This is a genomic window from Mesorhizobium sp. SEMIA396 (assembly GCF_024518615.1).
In the GTDB taxonomy this organism is placed as follows: Bacteria; Pseudomonadota; Alphaproteobacteria; order Rhizobiales; family Rhizobiaceae; genus Mesorhizobium.
Genome location: NZ_JANIFC010000002.1, coordinates 324315 through 346493, shown reverse-complemented (window position 1 = coordinate 346493; position 22179 = coordinate 324315). Strand labels below are relative to the sequence as shown.

General features: G+C 63.2%; 20 protein-coding genes. 2 read left to right on the top strand and 18 right to left on the bottom strand.

From position 1 onward, the window contains the following. Positions 1-13: 13 nt before the first annotated feature. Positions 14-319: an addiction module antidote protein gene (locus tag NP503_RS06540; protein ID WP_127270971.1), complete on the bottom strand. Its 306-nt coding sequence runs from the start codon at positions 317-319 to the stop codon at positions 14-16. Between the two features lies 1 nt (position 320). After that, on the bottom strand, positions 321-617 hold the full coding sequence (locus tag NP503_RS06535; protein WP_127270969.1) for a type II toxin-antitoxin system RelE/ParE family toxin: 297 nt from the start codon (positions 615-617) through the stop codon (positions 321-323). 220 nt (positions 618-837) lie between these two features. Here NP503_RS06535 and NP503_RS06530 point away from each other — a divergent pair, with 220 nt between their 5' ends. Then, a complete protein-coding gene (locus tag NP503_RS06530) occupies positions 838-3159 on the top strand; it encodes a PAS domain-containing sensor histidine kinase (RefSeq protein ID WP_127270967.1) in 2322 nt (773 codons plus the stop codon). Between the two features lie 93 nt (positions 3160-3252). Here NP503_RS06530 and NP503_RS06525 read toward each other — a convergent pair whose 3' ends face one another. From NP503_RS06525 to NP503_RS06465, 13 genes are all read right to left on the bottom strand, one after another. Next, positions 3253-6201 carry a bifunctional [glutamine synthetase] adenylyltransferase/[glutamine synthetase]-adenylyl-L-tyrosine phosphorylase gene (locus tag NP503_RS06525; RefSeq protein WP_127270965.1) on the bottom strand — a complete coding sequence of 983 codons (2949 nt, stop codon included), beginning with the start codon at positions 6199-6201 and terminating at the stop codon, positions 3253-3255. Next, entirely contained in the window at positions 6201-7679 is a 1479-nt protein-coding gene (locus NP503_RS06520) for a HAMP domain-containing sensor histidine kinase (protein ID WP_127269422.1), read from the bottom strand. Before NP503_RS06520 ends, NP503_RS06525 begins: the two co-directional genes overlap by 1 nt. A gap of 7 nt (positions 7680-7686) precedes the next feature. Beyond that, positions 7687-8361, bottom strand: coding sequence for a response regulator transcription factor (locus NP503_RS06515; RefSeq protein WP_023812818.1), 675 nt, complete (start codon positions 8359-8361; stop codon positions 7687-7689). Between the two features lie 353 nt (positions 8362-8714). Beyond that, the gene (locus tag NP503_RS06510) at positions 8715-10268 is read right to left on the bottom strand and encodes a Do family serine endopeptidase (RefSeq protein ID WP_127270962.1); all 1554 of its coding nucleotides are present in this window, start codon (positions 10266-10268) and stop codon (positions 8715-8717) included. A 130-nt stretch (positions 10269-10398) separates the two neighbouring features. Next, positions 10399-10866 (bottom strand): cytochrome c-type biogenesis protein, encoded by a 468-nt coding sequence (locus NP503_RS06505; RefSeq protein WP_127270956.1) that lies wholly within the window; start codon positions 10864-10866, stop codon positions 10399-10401. After that, the gene (locus NP503_RS06500) at positions 10863-12854 is read right to left on the bottom strand and encodes a heme lyase CcmF/NrfE family subunit (protein WP_127270960.1); all 1992 of its coding nucleotides are present in this window, start codon (positions 12852-12854) and stop codon (positions 10863-10865) included. The genes NP503_RS06505 and NP503_RS06500 overlap by 4 nt, the downstream gene beginning before the upstream one ends. A 32-nt stretch (positions 12855-12886) precedes the next feature. Beyond that, positions 12887-13330 (bottom strand): cytochrome c maturation protein CcmE, encoded by a 444-nt coding sequence (ccmE, locus tag NP503_RS06495; RefSeq protein WP_127269163.1) that lies wholly within the window; start codon positions 13328-13330, stop codon positions 12887-12889. An 8-nt stretch (positions 13331-13338) separates the two neighbouring features. Beyond that, a complete protein-coding gene (ccmI, locus tag NP503_RS06490) occupies positions 13339-14478 on the bottom strand; it encodes a c-type cytochrome biogenesis protein CcmI (protein ID WP_127269162.1) in 1140 nt (379 codons plus the stop codon). Between the two features lie 93 nt (positions 14479-14571). Next, positions 14572-15009 carry a hypothetical protein gene (locus NP503_RS06485; protein ID WP_127269161.1) on the bottom strand — a complete coding sequence of 146 codons (438 nt, stop codon included), beginning with the start codon at positions 15007-15009 and terminating at the stop codon, positions 14572-14574. Between the two features lie 184 nt (positions 15010-15193). Then, on the bottom strand, positions 15194-16627 hold the full coding sequence (locus NP503_RS06480; protein ID WP_127269160.1) for an ATP-binding protein: 1434 nt from the start codon (positions 16625-16627) through the stop codon (positions 15194-15196). Further along, a complete protein-coding gene (locus tag NP503_RS06475; protein ID WP_023812809.1) occupies positions 16611-17276 on the bottom strand; it encodes a response regulator transcription factor in 666 nt (221 codons plus the stop codon). The genes NP503_RS06480 and NP503_RS06475 overlap by 17 nt, the downstream gene beginning before the upstream one ends. A gap of 137 nt (positions 17277-17413) precedes the next feature. Further along, on the bottom strand, positions 17414-17716 hold the full coding sequence (locus tag NP503_RS06470; protein WP_127269164.1) for a hypothetical protein: 303 nt from the start codon (positions 17714-17716) through the stop codon (positions 17414-17416). 175 nt (positions 17717-17891) lie between these two features. Further along, the gene (locus tag NP503_RS06465) at positions 17892-18299 is read right to left on the bottom strand and encodes a DUF3168 domain-containing protein (RefSeq protein WP_127269159.1); all 408 of its coding nucleotides are present in this window, start codon (positions 18297-18299) and stop codon (positions 17892-17894) included. Between the two features lie 272 nt (positions 18300-18571). Between NP503_RS06465 and NP503_RS06460 the strand changes: the two genes are divergently transcribed. Then, the gene (locus NP503_RS06460; protein ID WP_127272267.1) at positions 18572-19360 is read left to right on the top strand and encodes a 2-keto-4-pentenoate hydratase; all 789 of its coding nucleotides are present in this window, start codon (positions 18572-18574) and stop codon (positions 19358-19360) included. On the opposite strand, the gene NP503_RS06455 is transcribed toward NP503_RS06460, so the two are convergent. The 3 genes from NP503_RS06455 to NP503_RS06445 are packed head-to-tail and all read right to left on the bottom strand — an operon-like array spanning position 19357 to position 22134. Then, positions 19357-20160: an ABC transporter permease gene (locus tag NP503_RS06455; RefSeq protein WP_127267595.1), complete on the bottom strand. Its 804-nt coding sequence runs from the start codon at positions 20158-20160 to the stop codon at positions 19357-19359. The genes NP503_RS06460 and NP503_RS06455 overlap by 4 nt on opposite strands. After that, positions 20160-20993, bottom strand: coding sequence for an ABC transporter permease (locus tag NP503_RS06450; protein WP_127267594.1), 834 nt, complete (start codon positions 20991-20993; stop codon positions 20160-20162). Before NP503_RS06450 ends, NP503_RS06455 begins: the two co-directional genes overlap by 1 nt. A 25-nt stretch (positions 20994-21018) precedes the next feature. Next, positions 21019-22134: an ABC transporter substrate-binding protein gene (locus tag NP503_RS06445; protein ID WP_023812803.1), complete on the bottom strand. Its 1116-nt coding sequence runs from the start codon at positions 22132-22134 to the stop codon at positions 21019-21021. Between the last annotated feature and the right edge of the window lie 45 nt (positions 22135-22179).

The window sequence follows — 22179 nt, the reverse complement described above, 5'->3', positions numbered from 1 at the left end:
CTTCAAGCGCCCGTTAAATCAGTCCCGGCTGATGGGACTGGGGCTTTGCGGTCAACTCGATCCCAAGCGCCTTCATCACGGCAATCGTCGTTTTCAGGGTCGGATTGCCGTTCTCACTGAAGGAGCGATAAAGCTGTTCACGCGAAAGTCCCGTCTGGCTCGCTATTTGGGCCATGCCCTTGGCGCGGGCTACGACACCCAGCGCGTGCGCGATATAGCCGGAATCTTCGGAAGCAAATGCTTCCGCCATGAATGCCGCAATGGCCTCATCAGAGGTCAGGCCTTCAGCCGGATCAAAGGTTGTCAGTTTCTCAGCCATTTCATTCGCTCCATTCCTTTGCCAGACGTTTCGCCGTCGTGATGTCCTTCTTTTGGGTGCCTTTGTCGCCGCCGCACAGAAGGACGATGATCGTGGTCCCCCGCTTCTGAAAATAGACGCGGTAGCCCGGGCCGTAGTGGATACGCAACTCGCTTATCCCTTCCCCCACGGGCTCGACATCTCCCGGATGCCCATAGGCAAGGCGGTCGAGCCGAGCAAAGATCGCACCCCGAGCGCGCTCATCCCTTAGCCGCGTCCACCACTTTCGGAACGTTTCCGTCTGCTTCAGGTCGATCATGAGGATCATGTAGTTTATAAACTACAATTTGTCAATCCTCAGAGACGGTCAGGCGCACAAGCGGCATTGGACCGTTTCGGCATTATTTTAGTCGATTTTTAATCTTTTTTCGCCGGACTACTGGACAAGGCGAATCACCTTTGATTCTTTACTGACGATTCGGATGTGCGGCGTTTGCCGGATCACCAAGCAGCATAGGCAAATTCGGGGAGTGCCATTTATGGCGAAGGCGGACGCGTGGGGCGCGCCCGGAGGGACGGTTTTTGCGCATCGCGAGACGCGCGGCGACGGTCTTGCCGGGAATACGCGGCTCATCGCCGAACCGGCCTACCGGCGGCTTCTGGCCGCCGAGCCGCTGCTGCGCCGATCAATACCTGTCCTCATCATCACCTTCCTGATCGTCATCGCGGCGCTGCGTGTGCTGTCGCTGATGAACGAGCGCGACGATGTCGAGCGCAATGCCAAGGCGATCCTGACGCTGGCGGCGGGCCAGCTGGCCAGTTCGCTCGCCACAACCTCGGAAACGGTGCCCGGCGCCATACAGGATCTGCTGGAGACCACCAGCCGTCAGGGCGCGATGGGCCGCAGCCATGTGCTTGTCATCACCGACAGCGCTTTCAAGATCGTCGCGGTGACGCCGCGCTCGATGCCATGGCAGGGCCATTCGCTCGACGGCCTCGTCGAGGGCGGCCAGCCCTTGTTCATGTTCGGCGATCGTGCCGGCGTCATGGACGTCAACATCGACGGACGGGATTGGTACGCGGCGGTCAGCCTGGCGAATGGCGGAAAGGGTGCATCGGCGGCCCTGGTGCCACAGGACGCGGTTTTCGATGCATGGCGCAAGACTGTTTCGCTGAACGTCACCCTGTTCGTGCTGACGGCCGGTGTGCTGATCGTCATCCTCTATGCCTATTTCGGCCAGGCGGCGCGTGCGCAGGCGGCTGACCGTATCTACCTCGAAGCGCATCAGCGCATCGACATGGCGCTGGTGCGCGGCCGCTGCGGCCTGTGGGACTGGGACATGGTGCGCGGCAAGATGTACTGGTCACGCTCGATGTATGACATGCTCGGCTACAAGCCCTGCGACACGATGCTGTCCTTCGGCGAGGTCGACCAGATCATCCATCCCGAGGACGGCGATCTGTTCGAGCTCGCCAACAGAATCGTCGCACGCGAGATCGATCATATCGACCAGGTGTTCCGCATGCGCCATGCGGACGGCCAATGGGTCTGGATGCGCGCACGGGCACAGGTCATCGATCCGGAAGCGCCGGAGATCCAGCTGATCGGCATTGCCGTCGACGTCACCGAACAGCGTCATCTGGCGCTGCGTTCCGAGGCTGCCGACCTTCGCCTCAGAACGGCGATCGAGAACATCAACGAATCCTTCGTGCTGTGGGATTCGACGCAGCGCCTGATCATGTGCAATTCCAAATACCAGCAGGACAACGGGCTTTCGGACCGCGACGTGATGCCGGGCACCGCGCGCGCGGCGCTGGAAGAACGCATGCTGGCCTTTGCTTCCGAACGGCGCCTTGCCCACACCAGCGGCCTGCAAGGCGGCGCCACTTTCGAGCGGCAGCTGGCCGACGGCCGCTGGCTGCAGGTCAACGAACTGAAGACCCGGGACGGCGGCATCGTCTCGGTCGGCTCCGACATCACCCAGATCAAGCTGCACCAGGAGAAGCTGGTCGACAGCGAGCGGCGGCTGATGGCAACGATCCATGATCTCAGCCTGGCGCGGCGGGCCGAGGAGGAGCGTTCGCGCGAACTGGTCGACCTCAACCGCAAATACATGAAGGAAACCGAACGGGCCGAAGCGGCGAACCGGGCCAAATCCGAATTCCTGGCCAACATGTCGCATGAGTTGCGCACGCCGCTGAACGCGATCATCGGCTTCTCCGAACTGATGGAGCAAGGGCTGTTCGGCCCACTCGGATCGGAGCGCTACGAGGAATATGCCACCGACATCAACAGCAGCGGCAAATATCTGCTGGGCGTCATCAACGATATTCTCGACATGTCCAAGATCGAGGCTGGCCAGTTCTCTCTGGACCGGGAAGAAATCGACCTCGGCCCGCTGATCAGCGAAACCGTACGCGTCGTTTCGCTGCAGGCGGCGCAAAAGGCCATCACCGTGGAAACGCGCATTGCCGATGCGCTGACGCTGGTCGCCGATCGCCGTGCGATCAAGCAGATCGTCATCAACCTTTTGTCCAATGCGGTGAAGTTCACCGGCCAGGGCGGCCACATATCGGTCAGGGCCCGCAACACATCCGGTGCGCTGGTGCTGACGATCGAGGACAATGGCTGCGGCATCCCCAAGGAGGCGCTCGGCAAGCTCGGACGGCCCTTCGAGCAGGTGCAGAACCAGTTCTCCAAGAGCCATGCCGGGTCTGGCCTTGGCCTTGCCATCTCACGTTCGCTGGCCGAGCTTCAGGGCGGCGCGCTGAAGATCCGGTCGAGCGAAGGTGTCGGCACGATCGTGTCGGTGCGCATTCCGGTGAAGAGGGCCGTGCTGGCGATCAAGGTTGCAGCGTGAGATTTTCCGCCGGCTCTATCTCTTTGCTTGAGCATCGGATTTCCCCAAACAGGGTCTCATTTTTGTCCGATACTCCGAACGACCGCTTCACGGTCATCCCGTACGAAGCAAAAGATCGAAATCCTTCCTGACCTTCTGCGACGTCTCCTTGAGGTGTGCTTCCAGCACACCGAAATCCGGCAGGTCGGTCACCGCCAGAAGCAGATCCGAAAGCCCCGGCGGAACGTCGTCGCGCTCGAAGGCTCCCGTGAGGCACAACCGCGTCATCTGGGTCAGCGCCAGATAGAGCGCGTAGGCATCGCCAAGCTCCTGCCTCACCCCGGCAGCCGCGAAGCCCGGTGCCAGGCGCGACAGGATCTCGGCGGTGCCGGTGGCGCGGCGCCCGGTCTCGACTTGCCCGGTAATGACGGCCACCTGGGCGATGAATTCGAGATCGATGAGGCCGCCGGGAATAAGCTTGATGTCCCAGAGATCGCGCGGCGGCTTTTCCTTCTCGATCATGGCCCGCATGTCCGCAGCCTCGGCCATCACCTTTGCAGCATCGCGCGGCTGGCCAAGTACAGCCGCTACTTCCGCTTCAACCTCGCCGCACAGGCTAGCGTCACCGGCTATGGCGCGCGCGCGGGCCAGCGCCATGTGCTCCCAGGTCCAGGCTTCCTGGCGCTGGTATTTCTTGAAGGCATCGATATGGGTGGCCACCGGTCCCTTGTTGCCGGACGGCCGCAGGCGCAGGTCGAGTTCGTAGAGCACCCCCTCCGCCGTCGGCGCGGACACCGCCGCGATCAGCCTTTGCGTCATGCGGGTGTAGTAATGCGAAGGTGCCAGCGGCTTGTCGCCATCGGACTCTTCGGCATCCGACGCGTGGTCGTAGAGCAGGATCAGGTCGACATCCGATCCGGCGGTCAGCTCGCGGCTGCCAAGCTTGCCCATACCGAGCAGCGCAACCACGCCGCCGGCAATGGTGCCGTGGCGTGCCGCGAATTCGGCCGTCACCGCCTGCAACGCAGCCTCGATGGTGAGATCCGCCAGATCGGAAAAGGCGCGGCCGGCCCGCGCCGGATCGATCGAGCCGGCGAGCAGCCGGACACCGATCAGGAATTTCTGCTCGGAGGCAAAAATGCGCAGCCGGTCGAGCACATCCTCGTAAAGCCGGTCGCCCTCGACGAAGGCGGAAAGCCGCGCCGACAGATAGGCGCGGTCGGGTAATTCGGTGAGCATGGCCGGGTCGAGCAAACCATCGAAGACATGCGGCCTGCGGGTGATGATCGCCGCCAGCCGGGGGGCGGCCCCCATGATCGTCGCCAGAAGCTTCAGCAGGGCAGGATTGGACTGCAGCAGGGAGAACAGCTGGATGCCAGCCGGCAGGCCGGCGAGAAACTCGTCGAAGCGCATCAGAGCTTCGTCGGCCCGGCGCGTCTGGCCGAAGGCGCGCAGCAGCGCCGGCGTCAGTTCCGTCAGCCGCTCGCGTGCCTCCGCCGACTGGGTGAGGCGATAGCGGCCGAAATGCCAGCCACGGATGACGCGGCAGATGTCGCTTGGCCGCTGAAAACCGAGCCCGTGCAAGGTCTGCAGCGTATCGGGATCGTCCACATCGCCGGTGAAGACCAGGTTGCCGATGCCGGTCGACAGTTCGGGTGCTGTTTCGAACAGTGCCGCGTAGTGACGTTCGACCTGCTGCAGCGAGGCACGGAACGCTTGAGAAAAGGCAGAAGCATCGGCAAAGCCGAGCATGCGTGCGATACGCTCCAAGCCTTCATCATCTTCCGGCAGCGTGTGCGTCTGCTCGTCGGCAACCATCTGCACGGCATGTTCGACGCGTCGCAGGAACCAGTACTGGCGGGCAAGCGCATCGCGCGCCTCGGCGGTGATCCAGCCGCCGGTCGCAAGCTCGCCGAGCATCGGCACGGTCTCGCGGCCACGCAGTTCAGGGAAGCGTCCGCCGGCGATGAGCTGCTGGGTCTGGACGAAGAACTCGATCTCTCGAATGCCGCCGCGGCCAAGCTTGACGTTGTGGCCCTTGACCGCAATCTCGCCATGGCCCTTGTGGGCGTGGATCTGGCGCTTGATCGAATGGACGTCGGCAATCGCCGCGTAGTCCATGTATTTGCGCCAGATATAGGGCTGCAACTCCTTGAGGAAGGCCGCACCCGCGGCCAGATCGCCCGCCACCGGGCGTGCCTTGATCATCGCGGCGCGCTCCCAGTTCTGGCCGCGCGCCTCGTAGTAGCGCAGTGCCGCCTCGACCGGGATCGCCAGCGGTGTCGAACCGGGGTCTGGGCGCAGTCTCAGATCGGTGCGGAAGACATAACCGTGTTCGGTGCGGTCCTGCAGGATGCGCACCAGGCGGCGCGTCAGCCTCGAAAACAACTCGGTGGCGTCGAGCGGATCGACGACGGCGGGCGCTTCCGGATCGAAGAAAACCACCAGATCGATGTCGGAGGAAAAATTCAGCTCATGCGCGCCGAGCTTGCCCATGCCGAGCAGGATCCAGCCCGACTGTTTCGACGGATTGCCGACATCCGGCAGTTTGAGTTTGCCCTCGCTATGCGCGTCGCGCAGCAGGAAGTCGACGGCGGCGCGGGTGCAGGCGTCTGCGAGGTCGCTCAACCGCCGGACCGTCAGCGCCGTTTCGGCCTCGCCGGCAAGATCGGCCAGCGCGATGAGGAAATGCGCCTCCGCCTTCCACTGGCGCAGCTCCATCATCAAGCCGGATTCCGAGACTGCTTCGGCTAGATGCACCTGGTCGATGGCGGCGCCGATCACCTTCAGTCGAGCCTCGATCGTCTGCTCGAACAGCCCGTCCAGGATTTGCGGCCGGCGACGTGCGGTATCGCGCAGGAACGGCGACAGATCGAAGACGGCAGCAAGGAAATCCTGGCCCTCGCCCTTGCCGGCCAGGAACTTGGCCAGCCGCGTCAGTCCTTCTTCGCGCGCCGCGGAAGCGATCTCGGCCAGTTCCAGCCGCGCACGGTCTTCGTCCAGCGGAGCCAGGCTGGTCGCCGGCTTCAGCAGCCAATCTTTCGCCCTCGCAGCCGTGCTCATCAGTGATCCTCCCGTGCTGGGAAACTCATGACCACGGATAATCCGGGATTGCCAGGCAAGAGTTCAAGCCGGCCATTGTGGAACGTCATGACCGCCTTGGCGAGGCTGAGGCCAAGACCGGAACCCGGCTGCGAACGGCTCTTCTCCAGCCGCACGAAACGTTCCGTGGCCCGCGCCCGGTCGCCATCGTCGGGAATGCCGTGTCCATTGTCGGCAACAGACAGGCGAACGTCCGTACCGGCTCGCTCGAGCGTGACGCGCACCGCCGGCTGGGCATTGGCACCGGTCGAATATTTGATGGCGTTGTCGACGATGTTCGACAGCGCCTGACCGATCAGTTCGCGGTTGCCGTTGACGGACACCGCCTCGGGCGCGTCTGCTTCCAGCGACACGCCTGCCTCTTCCGCCACCGGCTCGTAGAGTTCGACGACATCGCGCACGGCCTCCGCCAGATCGACGCGGTTGGTGTTCTCCGAGGAGTAGCCAGCTTCCAGCCGGGAAATCATCAGGATGGCGTTGAAGGTTTTTATCAACTGGTCCGACTCGGCAATGGTGCCTTCCAGTGCCCGCCGGTAGTCGGTGGGCTTTTGCTTGCCCGAAAGCGTCGCTTCGGCCCGGTTGCGGAGCCGGGTCAGCGGCGTCTTCAGATCATGCGCGATGTTGTCGGAAACCTGCTTCAAGCCTTCATTGAGCGTGGCGATCCTGGCCAGCATGGCATTGAGATTTTCGGAGAGCCGGTCGAACTCATCGCCAACCCCCGTCACCGGCAGCCTGCCCGACAGATCCCCGCCCATGATGCGACGGCTGGCTTCCGACACGCTGTCGATGCGCTTCAGCGCGGCGCGACCGACAAAAAACCAGATCAGCAATCCGCCCAGCCCCATCATGCCGAGCGCCAGCATCAGCGCACGGCGGATGACCGCACGAAACCGCTCCGGCTCGCCAAGGTCGCGGCCGACCAGCATGATCATCTGGTTCGGCAGCCGCAGCACCAGCGCAATGGCGTTGTGGCCCTTTTCGCCCTGCGCCTGCGCATCGTTCTGCTCGGATTGGGTGGTGGTGCCCTGCTCGGCGGGAAGGTTGCGCAGGCGCTCGAGCTCTCCCTCGCCAAAACGCTGATAAGAGAACGGACTGCTGGTCCAGCCTTCGGTTTCGAGAACGCCCGGCTCCAGGCTCTGCACATTGCCGGTCAGGATCTGTCCGTTGGCGTCGGCGATCAGATAGAGGTTGGCGCCGGGCTGGCGCGAGCGGGCCTCGACTACACGGACCAACACCGGCAGACCGCCGCGTTGATAGGCGCGAGCCAGACCGAGCACCTCGTCATTGATGGTGTCCTGTGTCTGCCCGGTCAGCATGCGCGCCGACAACGAGGTCATATAGAAGACGAGCGCCACCGCGCAGAGCGCGAAGAGCAGGAGGTAGAGCGCCGAAAGCCGCGCTGCCGTTGTCTTCATGATGGCTGGCACGGAAAGAGCCATGCCGCAGCTAGCCGCTCTTCAGCATATAGCCGGCGCCGCGAACCGTATGCAGGATGGGCTTGTCGAAGCCCTTCTCGATCTTGCCGCGCAGCCGGGAGACATGGACGTCAATGACATTGGTCTGCGGATCGAAATGGTAGTCCCAGACATTTTCCAGCAGCATGGTGCGCGTTACCACCTGGCCGGCATGCCGCATCAGATATTCGAGCAATCGGAATTCACGCGGCTGCAGCGTTATCTCGCGTGACGCACGGCGGACCGAATGCGACAGCCTGTCGAGTTCGAGATCGCCGACGCGGTAGACGGTTTCGGCTTCCTTGGCGCTGGCGCGCCGGTTCAGAACCTCGACGCGGGCGAGAAGCTCGGAGAAGGCATAGGGCTTTGTCAGGTAATCGTCGCCGCCGGCGCGCAGACCCGTGACCCGGTCATCGACCTCGCCGAGCGCCGAGAGGATCAGCACCGGCGTTGTGTTGCCCCTGGACCGGAGACCGGCAATGACCGACAGGCCGTCGCGACGCGGCATCATCCTGTCGATCACCATCACGTCGTAGTCGCCGGCGTCGGCGAGCGCAAAGCCGGTTTCGCCGTCACCGGCGACATGAGCAGTGTGACCGGCCTCGGCAAAGGCTTTCTGCAAGTAGTCCGCAGCCTCGCGATCGTCTTCTATGACGAGAATCTTCATAGGGCTGTTATACGCGATTTCGCCGGAAGGTTGAGTGGCAGACATCTGCATTGTGGCCTTTGCCAAAGCGCACCGCGATCAAGATTGCCCGAAGCCGTGCGAGATAAAGCTGCTCGCTGCCGATGTCATTTTGCGTCGGATCGCGGAAGCGCTTTTGAAAGTGTGCGGCAGCGGACGATGGGAAGCCCGCTGCCGCCGGGGGAAGGCGCGATGACTGACTAACGCGCGCTCCTCCATGCTTTCCCGTACGGCGGCTCGGGGGTGTTGAAACTGCCGCACTGGAAAAGCCCAACCTGCCGCCGAAACGCCCTCACCCACCCTGGAAAGGCCGAGAGAACGCTCCGGGGCTGACCTCAGCCCTTGGCGACGGGCAGCGCGACGAAACGATTGGTGTCGTCGCGGGTGATCTGCATCAGCACTGCCTTGCGGCCGGATTTGACTGCATCGGTCATCGCCTTGGTGACGTCGTCGGTGCCGTTCACTTCGGTCGAATTGACCGATGTGATGACGTCGCCTGGCTGGATACCGCGATCGGCGGCATCGCTGTCGGGATCGACATCGGTCACCACCAGTCCCTTGCCGTTTTCAGACTTGGTAACGGTCAGGCCGAGATCAGCCAGCGTGTCGGGCTTGGCCGGGGCGGCGGGCTGCTGCTGGTCGACAGAGGCCTGCTTGTCGCTCGAGGGCAGTTTGCCGAGATCGACCTTGACCGTCTGGCTCTTGCCGTCGCGCCACACGGTGACGTCGACCGACTTGCCAGGCGAATAGGCGCCGATCAGCCGGGCCAGTTCCTTCGGCGAAGCGACATCTTTTCCGTCGACCTGGGTGATCACGTCACCGGCCGTGATGCCCGCCTTCTTGCCGGGACCATCATCCTGGGCACTGGAAACCAGTGCGCCGTTGTTGGACTTCAGACCAAGCGACTCAGCGATGTCGGAGGTGACCGGCTGGATTTCCACACCGAGCCAGCCGCGCTGCACGGAGCCGCTCTTCATCAGGTCCTGAACGACCTGCTTGGCGGTCGAAGCGGGAATGTCGAAGGCGATGCCGACGCTGCCGCCGGATGGCGAGAAGATCGCGGTGTTGATGCCGACGACCTGGCCGTTGAGGTTGAAGGTCGGACCGCCAGAATTGCCGCGGTTGACCGATGCGTCGATCTGGATGAAGTCGTCATAAGGGCCAGCGCCGATGTCACGGCCGCGGGCGGAGACGATGCCGGCGGTGACGGTTCCACCAAGGCCGAACGGATTGCCGACGGCCACCACCCAGTCGCCGACGCGAACCTTGGAGTCATCGGCGAAGTCGACATAGGTAAACTTGCCGACGCCGTCGACCTTGAGCACGGCGAGATCGGTGCGCGGGTCGGTGCCGACCAGCTTGGCGTCGAGTTCCTTGCCGTCATGCATCACCACGGTGAAGGCCGAGCCTTCTGAAACAACGTGATTGTTGGTGACGAGATAGCCGTCATCCGAGATGAAGAAGCCCGAGCCCTGGGCAACCGGCCGCGGCTGATCGTTGTTGCGGTCGCGGTGGCTGAAGCGCCTGTTGCCGCCACCCTGGCCGTCCTGGTCACCAAAGCCACGGAATTCCTTGAAGAAGCGGCGTAGCTGTGGATTGTTGGGCAGGTTGTTCATGCCATCCTGGTCGTCGGACGGGTCGGAGCCATCATCGGCGGCCGGGCTGATCTTGGCCTTGACCTTGACACTGACAACGGCGGGAGAAACGCGCTCCACGACATCGGCGAAGCCCGGCACCTGCGGCGCCTCGACGCGTACGGCATCGGCCAGAACAGGGCTGGTTCCGCTGGTCAGCGCGCCAACCCCGATCGCACCGGCCACGGCGACAGATGCGACGGCAGCCATGAGACGCTTGCGGGTGACGGAATATGAATTGGGGGCAATATTCATGGATCTCTTATCCTCTTTCAACGGACGCTGCTTGGTCGGCATCCTCGGAAAGGAGAATTAGAGCGGCACACATTACAGCGCCATTTCCGACACATGAAACTTTGGTAATGTTTGGGAGTGACGGCGGACATCAGTCGCGGCGCAATATGGCGTCCAACGATGCCTGTTCTTCGGAGGACAGTGATTTTGTTGCCAGCACGCGGCGCGACCGCGCGGTCAGCACGATGAAAACGCCTCCCACCAGCAACAGCAGGACGGGCGTGCCCCACAGCAACGCATTGCGCAGGTCGAATCGCGGCTTCAGCAGCACGAACTCGCCATATCGCGAAACCACGTAGTCCATGACCTGCTGGTCGGTGTCGCCGGCGACGAGGCGCTGACGCACAAGGACGCGCAGGTCGCGGGCAAGGTCGGCATCGGATTCGTCGATCGACTGGTTCTGGCAGACCATGCAGCGCAAGCCTTCCGACAGCGCCCGCGCCCGCGCCTCCAGCGTCGGATCAGGCAGCACCTCGTCAGGCTTCACCGCCGAGGCCGTGCCGGCAAAGAACAGCGCCAGCAGCAGGACAATGGAGGTCAGAGAAAACCGCGCGTTCATGGCAGGGTCGCGGATGGCACCGCGCTCGCCTGCTTGCGCCGCCGCGACGGCGCGCCGACGCGCAGGCGCCGGTCCATCAGTGACATCGCCGCGCCCGCCATCATCATCAGGCCGCCGCCCCAGATCAACGTCACCAGCGGCTTCCACCACAAACGCACGACGACGGAACCGTCATTGCCCTCGTCGCCGAGCGAGATGTAGAGCTGCGAGAAACCAATCGTCCTGATGCCCGATTCCGTCGTCGTCATCTGCCGCACCGGATAAAACCGTTTGGCGGAGCTGATTTCGCCAACAGGGCTGCCGCTGACGCCGATCAGTTCGAAGCGGCCGAGATCCTCGCTGTAATTCGGTCCCTGGGCCGGATAAAGCCCGACGAAACGCAGCGTATGGCCGGACAGTTCGACGGTCTCACCGGCATGCATCGACAGGATCTTCTCGGTGCCGAAGCAAAGTGTGCCGACGATGCCGAGCGTGGTCAGGCCGAGGCCAAGGTGAGCGAAGGCGGTGCCGAAGACCGAGCGCGGCAGGCCGAGCAAGCGCCTGACCATGATCCCCGCTGCGACATTGCCGACCCCCGATTTGACGGCGAGATCGGTGAGCGCGCCAAGGATCAGCCAGACGGCAAGGCCAACGCCCAGAGCTGCGAACACCGAGGCGCCGTCGATGAACAAAGCGGTGACCAACGTCGCCAGCAGCGCCGCTGCAAATGCCACCATCAGGCGCTGCGCGACGGCGAAGACATCGCCGCGCTTCCAGGCCAGCAACGGCCCGAACGGAACCACGAGCAGCAACGGTACCATCAGCGGTCCGAAGGTGAGATTGAAGAACGGCGCGCCGACCGAGATCTTGTCGGCTGAAAAGGCTTCGACGGCGAGCGGATAGAGTGTGCCGACGAGGACGGTCGCCGTCGCCGTCGTCAGGAACAGATTGTTGAGGACCAGCGCCCCTTCTCGGGAAATCGGCTGGAACAGGCCGCCGGTCGTCAGCCGGGAAGCGCGCAGCGCAAACAGCGCCAGCGAGCCGCCGATAAACAGCGTCAGTATGCACAGGATAAACACGCCGCGCGTCGGATCGGTGGCAAAGGCGTGCACCGAGGTCAGCACGCCTGAACGCACGAGGAAGGTGCCGAGCAGCGACAGCGAAAAGGTCAGGATGGCGAGCAGCAGCGTCCAGATCTTCAGCGCCGAGCGCTTCTCCATGACGATGGCCGAATGCAGCAGCGCTGTGCCCGCCAGCCACGGCATGAAGGAGGCGTTCTCGACCGGATCCCAGAACCAGAAACCGCCCCAGCCAAGTTCATAGTAGGCCCAGTACGATCCCATGGCGATGCCGCCGGTCAGGAACATCCAGGCGACCAGCGTCCACGGCCGCACCCAGCGCGCCCAGGACGCGTCGATGCGGCCTTCGATGAGGGCGGCGACCGAGAAGGAAAAACAGATCGAGAAGCCGACATAGCCGAGATAGAGGAACGGTGGGTGGATGGCGAGGCCGAGATCCTGCAGGATCGGGTTGAGATCGCGGCCTTCGATCGGCGCCGGATTGAGCCGGATGAACGGATTGGACGTCGCCAGGATGAAGAGGAAGAAGGCGGCGCCGATGGCGCCTTGCACCGCAAGCACATTGGCGCGCAGCGTCGCCGGCAGGTTGGAGCCGAAAGCGGCGACGAGCGCGCCGAAGAAGGTCAGGATCAACACCCAAAGCAGCATCGAGCCTTCATGATTGCCCCAGGTTCCGGTGATCTTGTAGATCAACGGCTGCAAGGAATGCGAGTTTTCCCACACGCTTGCCACCGAGAAATCGGAGCTTGCATAGGCACTCGCCAACGCTGCGAAGGACAGCGCCGTCAAGGCAAAGCCGGTCACCGCGACCGGACCGCCGACGGCCATGAGGCGCTGGTTGTTCAGGCGCGCGCCAAACAGCGGCACCACCGTCTGCACCAGCGAAAGCGCAAACGCCAGGACGAGGGCGAAATGTCCGGTTTCAACCATGCCCGTGATCCATTGTCGCTCTCCTGCCGGAGCTATTCACTCTTGTTCTCCTGCCAGACGCCCTTGGCCTTGAGGCCGTCCGCAACCTCCTTGGGCATGTAGCGCTCATCATGCTTGGCCAGCACGCTATCGGCAACAAAAACCCCGTCCGGGCCGAAAGTACCCTCGGTGATGACGCCCTGCTCTTCGCGGAAAAGGTCGGGCAGGATGCCGGTGTAGGTGACCTTGACCGATTTGTGCGTGTCGGTCACCGAAAAGCCGACCGTTGCCCCCTGCCCGCGCTGGATCGTGCCTTTTTCGACCAATCCACCCAACCGGATGCGCTGGCCAGGCTGGACACTGGCGGTGGTGAGATCGGCCGGCATGTAGAAAAAGGAGGCCTTCTGGCCAAGCGCGTAAAAAGTCAGCCCCGTCGCGGCACCCAGAAAGACCAGCCCGCCCGTGATCACCGACAATCGTTTCTGCTTGCGCGTCATGTCTTGTTCTACTCCGTCGCCGCAAGGCCAAGCGAAGCGGCAAAGGCGGTGAATTTCTTCGCCTGCTCACTGTCTGCGCCAAAGACGGCGATGGCGCGACCGAGCGCCTCACGCGCCTGATCGGCCTTGCCGAGCACGACATAGGAACGAACGAGCCGCATCCATCCTTCCGGATCACGCGGATTTTGCCGCAGTTTGTCGTCGAGGCCGGCGACCATCGTATTGATCATGGCCTCCCGATCCTGCGGCGACATCGAGGATGCGGCGTCGACATCGCCGGCATCGGGACCGTTGCTGGCGCCGCTGGAGGCGACGTCGGAGCCTCCGGATTTGGCCAGCGCCTGCTCGACGGCACCGCGCCATGGCGAGTCCGGCGGCAATCTGCCCAGCATCGCCTGCCATGCCGTGGTCGCTTCCTTGGCGCGCCCCTCCTGCGCCAACGCCATGGCCAGGTAGAAACTCGCCTTCGCGTTGGCCGGATCGAGCTTCAGGGCTGCCTCGAAGGCATCCTGGGCATCGGCCGAGACAATGCCGCCTGCCGCGCTGGCGATCGCCTCGCCGAGACCGGCCTGGCGAACGGCGCTGTCGCCATCGAGCCGAATGGCGTTGCGATAGGCTCCCGCCGCGTCGGAAAAGCGCTGCATGCGCAGATAGACCGGTGCGAGCACGTCCCAGCCCCTGCCGTCAGTGGGATTGGCGGCCAGATGGGCTTCGGCCCGCGCCACCAGCTCGTCGACCGAACTGTCGGCGGGATTCTTGGCCAACCGCTCGCTGAGCGGTTGCGACGGCAGGTCGGGAGAGCCAAGCTTGACATAGAGCCCCCAACTGACCAGCGGCACCGCCAGCACGGCTACGGTTGCCACCAGCCTTGCCGTGATCGACGCTCGGCCAGGGTTTGCGCCGCTGGCGGTACCCGCATTGTCAAGGCGAATGATGCGGCGAGCGATCTCGGCGCGGGCCTCGGCTGCTTCGGCCGGCTGGATCAAGCCACGCGCGGCGTCGCGGTCAAGCTCGGACAATTGGTCCCGATAGACTTCGAGATCATGTTCGCCGCTCGACGACGCGCCCTTGGCGCTGGCGGCCAGCGGCAGCAGCACCGCCAGGCTTGCACCCAGCGTGAGAATGGCGGCTATGACCCAGAACAGCATGGTTCTTCCAATACCGGCAGAGCTCTGCCGTGCCAACAGATGCATGCTGCGACGCTTTGACGACGCCAGCCGCCAATCGTCGGCAGACGGTCGTCAGGTCAGCGGCGTCCAGCTGCCATCGGCGTTGCGGCAAGCGGTTCCACGCGCCGTGACCCCGGCGCCGGCGGAAAACACCGTCTGCGTGTACTGGCGGCAGTCCTGCGAACCGACGCGGTACGGCTGGGCCGGAACCACCTCGCCGTAGCGCGAAGCCTGAGCGCCTTTCCACGTCACCTTCTGGCCGCTGGTCGTATATTCCAGCGCCTTGTATTCAGCCTCGAGCGCGCTGCGCTTCTCGGTCTCGCTGAGGCCGTTGCCGATCGTCCCGCTGATGAGGCCGCCGCCCATCGCCGAAATGATCGTCGTGGTCACCTTGCCGCTGGAAGGAGGTGTCGAGGCCGGTGTCACTGCTATGGCTGGACCCTTGCCGCTCAAGGTGGTGCAGCCGGAAACGGCCAGCAATGCGGAAACGAGAGCGACGCGAATCTTCATGCCAACAACCGATTTTCTTGAGTGGGAGCCTGCCATGGATGCGCCGGGGGCCGCGTCATCGGAGAAGTTGGCGTGGCCATAGTATTGATATTTGTCGGAAATTTGGCCGCTGCCACTGCGGGACCAATCGACATGCCGCCAATAACATCTCCCGTCCTTCTATGTCGATTGGACCTGGTGAACATCACTGAAGGCTCCGCAATCGCACCACCGCCTTCAATCCGCCCATACCGGACCGTTCGAGCGCCAGAACGCCTCCATACTCGTTGACAAGGTCTGCGACAATGGCCAGCCCCAGACCTGTTCCGGGCTTCGTCTCGTCCAGACGCCGTCCCCGCTTCAGAGCCTCGCGCGCCTTGTCCTCGGGAATGCCCGGACCGTCATCCTCTATGCTGATCTCGAACAGGCCGGCCGGGTCGTCCTTGCCGGTCAAGGGCACGACCGAAACCTGCACCGCGCTCTTTGCCCATTTCATCGCGTTTTCAAGGAGATTGCCCAGCAATTCCTCAAGATCCTCGCGCTCGCCGGCGAAGACGATTTCGGCCGCCGGCAGCGACAGCGACAGATTTGTCTGCGGATTGAGCTTCTGCAGAACCCGCACCATGCGCTGCACCAGCGGCGTCACCGGCGTGCGATAGACGACGCTGTCGCGTTGTGCCGCGACGCGGGCGCGCTGGAGATAGTGTTCGACCTGCTTCTGCATGGAAGCGGCCTGTTCCGCGATCAGCTGCCCCTTGGCACCGCCGAGCGCGCGGCCCTCGTTGAGCAGTACCGCCAGCGGCGTCTTCAGCGAATGGGCGAGATTGCCGACCTGTGTTCGCGACCGCTCGACGATGCGCCTGTTGTTTTCGATCAAGGCATTGGTTTCGTTGGCAAGTGGTTCGATCTCGGCCGGGAAGCGGCCGTCGAGCCTCTGGGCGGTGCCTTCGCGCACCATAGCGAGCGCGTTCCTGACCCGGCGCAGCGGCTGCAGGCCGAGCAGGATGGCGATCGCGTTGATGGCGATCATGCCGACGCCGAACAGGCTGAGATAGGTCAGCAGGCGGCGCTGGAAGGTAGCGATTTCCTGTTCGAGTTCGCTCTGGTTGCCCATGACGCGGAAACGCGCGGCCCGGTTCTTGGCGTCGAGAACGAATTCGCTCTCGAAAACTTCGAGTTGCTCGCCGTCGATGCCTTCAGCTGCGTAGCTGCGCTGAAAGCTGGCATTGAACGGCACCTCGGCAACGCTCGGTGATGGGATCGTCGTGGTCATCGACGACGAGTGGAGATCGCCATGCACGCCCTCCGAAGCGGGCTCGACCGACCAGTACCAGCCCGAATTCGGCTCCGAGAACCGAAGGTCGCCGAGGTCTGGCGCGCCAGTCAGCGCCCCGCTATCGGAGATGCCGATCGAACCGATCAGGTTGAACAGATGCGCCGAAAGCAGGCTGTCGAAGCCGCGCTCGCTGGCCTGGCGGTATAGGGTGGTGATCAAGGTGAAGATGACAACGAGCGTCACGATCGCCCAGACCGTGGAAAAGGCGATAACGCGGAACGTCAGCGAACGCGGCCACAAACGCAGCGAAAGCGGCGTCCTTGCGGTTGGTTTGAGCGGTTCCGAGTTACGCCTCCGGCTCACGCATGCGGTAGCCCATGCCGCGCACGGTTTCGATCATGTCGATGCCCATCTTCTTGCGCAGCCGCCCGACAAACACCTCGATGGTGTTGGAATCGCGGTCGAAATCCTGATCGTAGAGATGCTCGACCAGTTCGGTCCGCGAGACGACTTCGCCCATATGGTGCATCAGATAGGCGAGCAGGCGGAATTCGTGCGACGTCAGTTTCAGCGGCACGCCGTCGACATCGGCCTTGGAGGCCTTGGTGTCGAGACGCAGCGGCCCGCAGGTCAGTTCGGACGAGGCATGGCCGGCAGCCCGCCGGATCAGGGCCCGCAGCCTGGCCAGCACCTCCTCGATGTGGAACGGCTTGGTGACGTAGTCATCGGCGCCGGCATCGATGCCGGAGACCTTGTCGCTCCAGCGGTCGCGCGCCGTCAGGATCAGCACCGGCATCTTGCGGCCGCCGCGCCGCCAGCGCTCGACCACACTTATGCCGTCCATCTGCGGCAGGCCGATATCGAGCACGACCGCGTCATAGGGCTCTGTGTCGCCAAGGAAATGGCCTTCCTCGCCGTCGAAGGCGCGGTCGACGACATAGCCGGCATCGACCAGCGCATCCGATATCTGCCGATTGAGATCCTTGTCATCTTCGACGACGAGTACACGCATGCGGAGTTCGATACCTGTTGAAGAGCTTTGTCAGATTGAAGGGCTTGGTCAGATTGAAGAGCTTTGTCAGATTGAAGACTGGGGCAGATATAGGCCGATTCCGGCGGCCTGGGAAACGTAGCCTAAGGTTGATTGGGTCAGTTCAGCGGAACGACGATCTCGGAACGGCGCGGACGTTGTCCGTCCTTGCCTGGAACGAGCACCACGATGACACAGACAGGCTGACCGCCGCGCGTCGATTGCGAGGCCTTGGCCAGCGTTCCGCCATTCTGCTCGGCCACCTGCTGGCCGATGGCGTAGCAATCGGACGCCGCCAGTACGATCGGACTGGCCAGGTCGGGCGGCGCGATGACCGGCATCGCCATCGCCCGCGACGCGAACAGCCCGGCAGCACAAAGCGCCAGTGTCGCGATTCGGAAGTGGGAGCGAAGCGTTTTCATGACCGGCGTTGTAACGTATCGGTGCTGAACGTGAAATGAACGGTGAATGCCGCTGAAAACATCCTCGCCACACCCCTGCAACGCGAGACAATCAACCTGGAATTTCACCGCCTCGAACAGGTGAAATCCCGCGAAAGTCCAGTCTAGACTCGGTTTTGACCATATTGAAAGCGCATCAGGCATTTTCCTGCGTTATCGCGCGAAAACGCAGCAGCCCGTGATGGACGAGCAGATCCTCGTCATGGCGGGCTTCGGCGAATTCCAGCGACAGTCGTGTCTGGCCGCGAGGGCCAATCACCAATGCTGCGTCGGCAAGGCGCGCCTGGATGGCGGCCATGATGGCAAGCGTTTCGGCGTCGCCATGGGCTTTCGACCAGACATGCAGCGTAATCAACTGATCGTCGGTGTTCTCGGTGCCCGTATCCCAGTCGAAAGCGGAGGTCTGGCCGCAGGTCACGTACGGAAAAGCGGCATTGTCGGTTGGCCGTTCGAGCAGTCCGGCGCCGCCCAGCAAGGCCGACAGCGATGCATCGCTTTTCAGCCTGAGAAACAGTGCCTGCTGTAAATCGCCTGGCGCGGTCATCGTCTTTTCCTCCAGTTCCTGCGCTGCCGATTATTGCTTTTCGGAAGCTGTCCGCGTTCTGCGTGTTCTGACAAATATAGCCATTCGACGCGCGGAGGCGATGGCGATTCGTCATCGGAATGATGGATGCCGATGATCTCGAAAGGGCGACTTTGCCAACACCATCGTCCGCGGGCACCGCGCCGTGAACATGGACTCTCGATTCCTGGTTACATATTCTCGCTCGATACAGGGTCGCATGACGATCCACGAAGCAATTTCGGAAGCTGATGATGTTGGATCCAGAAAAGACCAGGGCTGCCTCGCGGTTGTTGGTAGGCCACTGGGACCAGGGCACCCGTCTCGGCGCCATACCTGAGGCGTTGCGCCCACAAACACGGCTCGAAGGTTACGCCATCCAGTCGCATGTCATAGATCGCTCGGCGGCCTCGCTTTTCGGCTGGAAGATTGCCGCGACCAGTCTGGCCGGACAAAGGCACATCAACGTCGACAGGCCGATGGCCGGACGTCTCCTGGCCGAAAAAGCGGTGGAGGTCGGCGGGACCGTTTCGCTGGCGACGAGCAAGATGCGCGTGGCCGAGATCGAGTTCGCTTTCCGCTTCGGCCGCGAGTTGCCGCCTCGTCCTGCGCCCTATGAAATCGCCGAAGTGATGAAAGCCGTGGCGACCTTGCACCCGGCGATCGAAATTCCGGACTCACGCTATGACGATTTCTGCGCCGTCGGGGCGCCGCAGCTCATTGCGGACAATGCCTGCGCCAATCTGTTTGTCATCGGCGAGGCGGCGGAAGACGACTGGCGCGGCGTGGACCTTGCAAAGCACCCCGTGGTCGCTTTCGTTTCCGGAAAGTCGCAGCACAACGGATCGGGAGCGGCCGTGTTGGGCGATCCTCGCATCGCGCTCACCTGGCTCGTCAACGAGCTGTCGGGCCTGGGCATAGCGCTCCAACCGGGACAGGTGGTGATTACAGGCACCTGCGTGACGCCGATAAGCGTCGAGGCAGGCGACGAAGTCACCGGCGATCTCGGCCGGTTTGGCCGCGTCTCGGTGCGGTTTGTCTAGGCTCCGCGCTGCCTGGCCACGAAACTGCGCACCGCCAGCACCAGCACGGTGATGATGATCAGGATCACCGAGAGCGCGGCGATCGCCGGGTCGATGTTGTCGCGCAGGCCCATCCACATCAGCCTCGGCAGGGTGATGGCGTTGACCGAGGTGATGAACAGGGTGACGCCGATTTCTTCCCACGACAGCACGAAGGAGAGCAGTGCCGCTGTGATGATGCCGAACTTGATGTTGGGCATGATGATGCGGGTGGCGCGCTCCCACACAGTGGCCCCTAAGCCCCGCGCGGCAAGGTCGATGCGCCGGTCGAGCTGGCTGAGCGAGACCAGCATCAGCACGGTGGCGAAGGGCACCGTCATCACCGAATGCGCCATGGCGACGCCGAGCCATGTGTCATAGCCGAAGAACGTGCTGAAGCCCGAGATCGAGGTCAGCAGGAAGTAGAGCGTGATCGCCGAGACCACCGGCGGCACCACCATCGGCAGTAGCACGAAGCCGACCAGGGCCGCGGTGAAGCGGGGCTGGAACATCCAGACGCCGAGGCTGAAGCACAGCGCGAGCACGGTTGAAAAGGCGCTGCTGACGACACCGATGCGGATCGAGAGCAGGATCGATTGGAGCCAGCGCGGGTCCTCGACCAGCGCCCGGTAGTGGCGCAGCGACAGTTCGCCCGACGGCATCGCCAGCATGCGGCTCGGCGTCAGCGACACCGGGATGACGGCGAGCAGCGGCATCAGCAGGAACAGCGCCACGAGGGCGGCGATGATCAGCGAGACGGGACCGGGGCGGTAGGTCGGCATCAGATCAACTGCTTCGGTCTGACGTATCGGAACAAAAGCGCCATCAGCGCGCCGACGAACAGCACCAACACGACGCTGATCGCCGCCCCCAGGCCCCAGTCCGGGCTCTGGAAGATCCTGAGATAGATCAGCTCGGCGATCATGACGCTGCGGCCGCCACCGAGGATCGCCGGCGTGACGAAGAAGCCGAGCGAGAAGACGAACACGATCATCGCCGCGCCGATGATGCCGGAGCGCGTCATCGGCACGAACACTGTCCAGAAGGTGCGCATGCGGCTGGAGCCGAGCCCGCGCGCGGCCAGGAGCACGCGGTCGTCGAGGCTGCGCATAGCCGATGCCAGCGGGAAGACGGCGAAAGGAATGAGGAAATGCGTCATGCCGACGATGACGCCGAATTCGTTGCGCACCAGCGCCAACGGTTCGGAAATGAAGCCGATCGCCTGCAGCCAGCTGTTGATCAGGCCGCGATTGGAGAGCAGCGCCACCCAACCGAAGGCACGGGTCAGCACGGAAATCCAGAAGGGAACGAGAATGCAGAACTCGGCGACCAGGCGCTGTGCCGGGGTTCCACGCACCCAGACGACGGTGATGGCGTAGGCAGCGGCCACCGAAACCACGGTGACGACCGCCGCGATGCGCAGCGTGCGGATGAACACCGACTGCACGAGATCGTCGGTAAGCAGCGCCTCATACTGGCCGAGGCCGGGCGTCGGCAGCGTGAAGCTCCATTTGACGACGCCGAGGAACGGCCAGGCATAGGCCAGGACAAGAAACAGGAGCAGCGGCGCCATCAACAGCGCCGCGCCCATCCTGTCGGAGAGATAGGATCTCATGTCGACCCGATTACCCCTGCCCTGATCAGGCCGAGATGATCTTGGTGTATTCGTCGAGCGCCGGCCCGTAGTTCTTGGCGTACCAGTCCATGTCGAGCGCGATCTGCTTCTTCATGTTCTCGGGATCGACCGGGTTGATGCGCTTCTTGTCGGCAGGGATCAGCGCGTCTGCCGCCGGGTTTGCAGGACCTTGGCCGAGCTTGTCGAACATGACCAGCTGCTTTTCAGGGTCCTGGGCACTGGCGATGAACTTCATCGCAGCGTCCTTGCCGCCGGGATTGCCCTTGAGCACGGCGAGCGCACCGGGCGAGATCAGGCCCTGGTCCCAGATGAACTTGATCTTGCCGCCGCTATCCTGCTCGATCAGTGAAGCGCGGGTCGACCAGACGATTGCCATCGAGGCCTCGCCATTGAGCAGCACGCTCTGACTTTCGGCGCCGCCACCCCAATAGGCAACGACGTTTTCCTTGAAGGCGGCGATCTTGTCATGGGCGCGCTTGAGATCGAGCGGGTAGAGCGACGCAGGCGCGATACCGTCGGCGAGCAGCGCCGCTTCCCAGCTCGACACGCCCCATTTGTAGAGCGAGCGCTTGCCGGGGAATTTCTTCACGTCGAAGAAATCGGCCATGCCGGTCGGCGCGTCCTTGCCGTACTTCTCGGAATCATAGGCGATGACATAGGAGAAGAAATAGGTCGAGGCGGCGTATTCCCAACCAAAGCCGGGCCGCATCTTCTTCTTGTCGACGATGTTGTAATCGATCGGCTCGAGAGCCCCCTGGGCGCCGAGCGTGATGGCCGAGAACGGATCGACATCGACGAGATCCCAGGTCGGCGCGCCGCTCTTGAATTGCGCGGCGATGGCACCTTCGGTCGGACCCGAACCGTCCATCTTGACGGTGATGCCGGTGTCCTTGGTGAAGGCCTGGCCATAGGCGGCATCGTAGGCGGTGATGGCATCGCCACCCCAGTTGACCAGCACCAGCTCCTTGGCCTGCGCAAAGGCACCTGTCGAGCGCAGCAGCATCGGCGTGCCGGCCAGCACGAGTGCCGCCAACTGTGTGAACTGCCGGCGCGAGATCTCACCGCGGCCTGCCCTGGCGGACAGGCTCTCGATGGCTTGTTTCTTGGTATCATGTGTCATGTCAGTTCCCCTTTTTTGTTGTTGATAGTGCCGGAATCGGTGCTG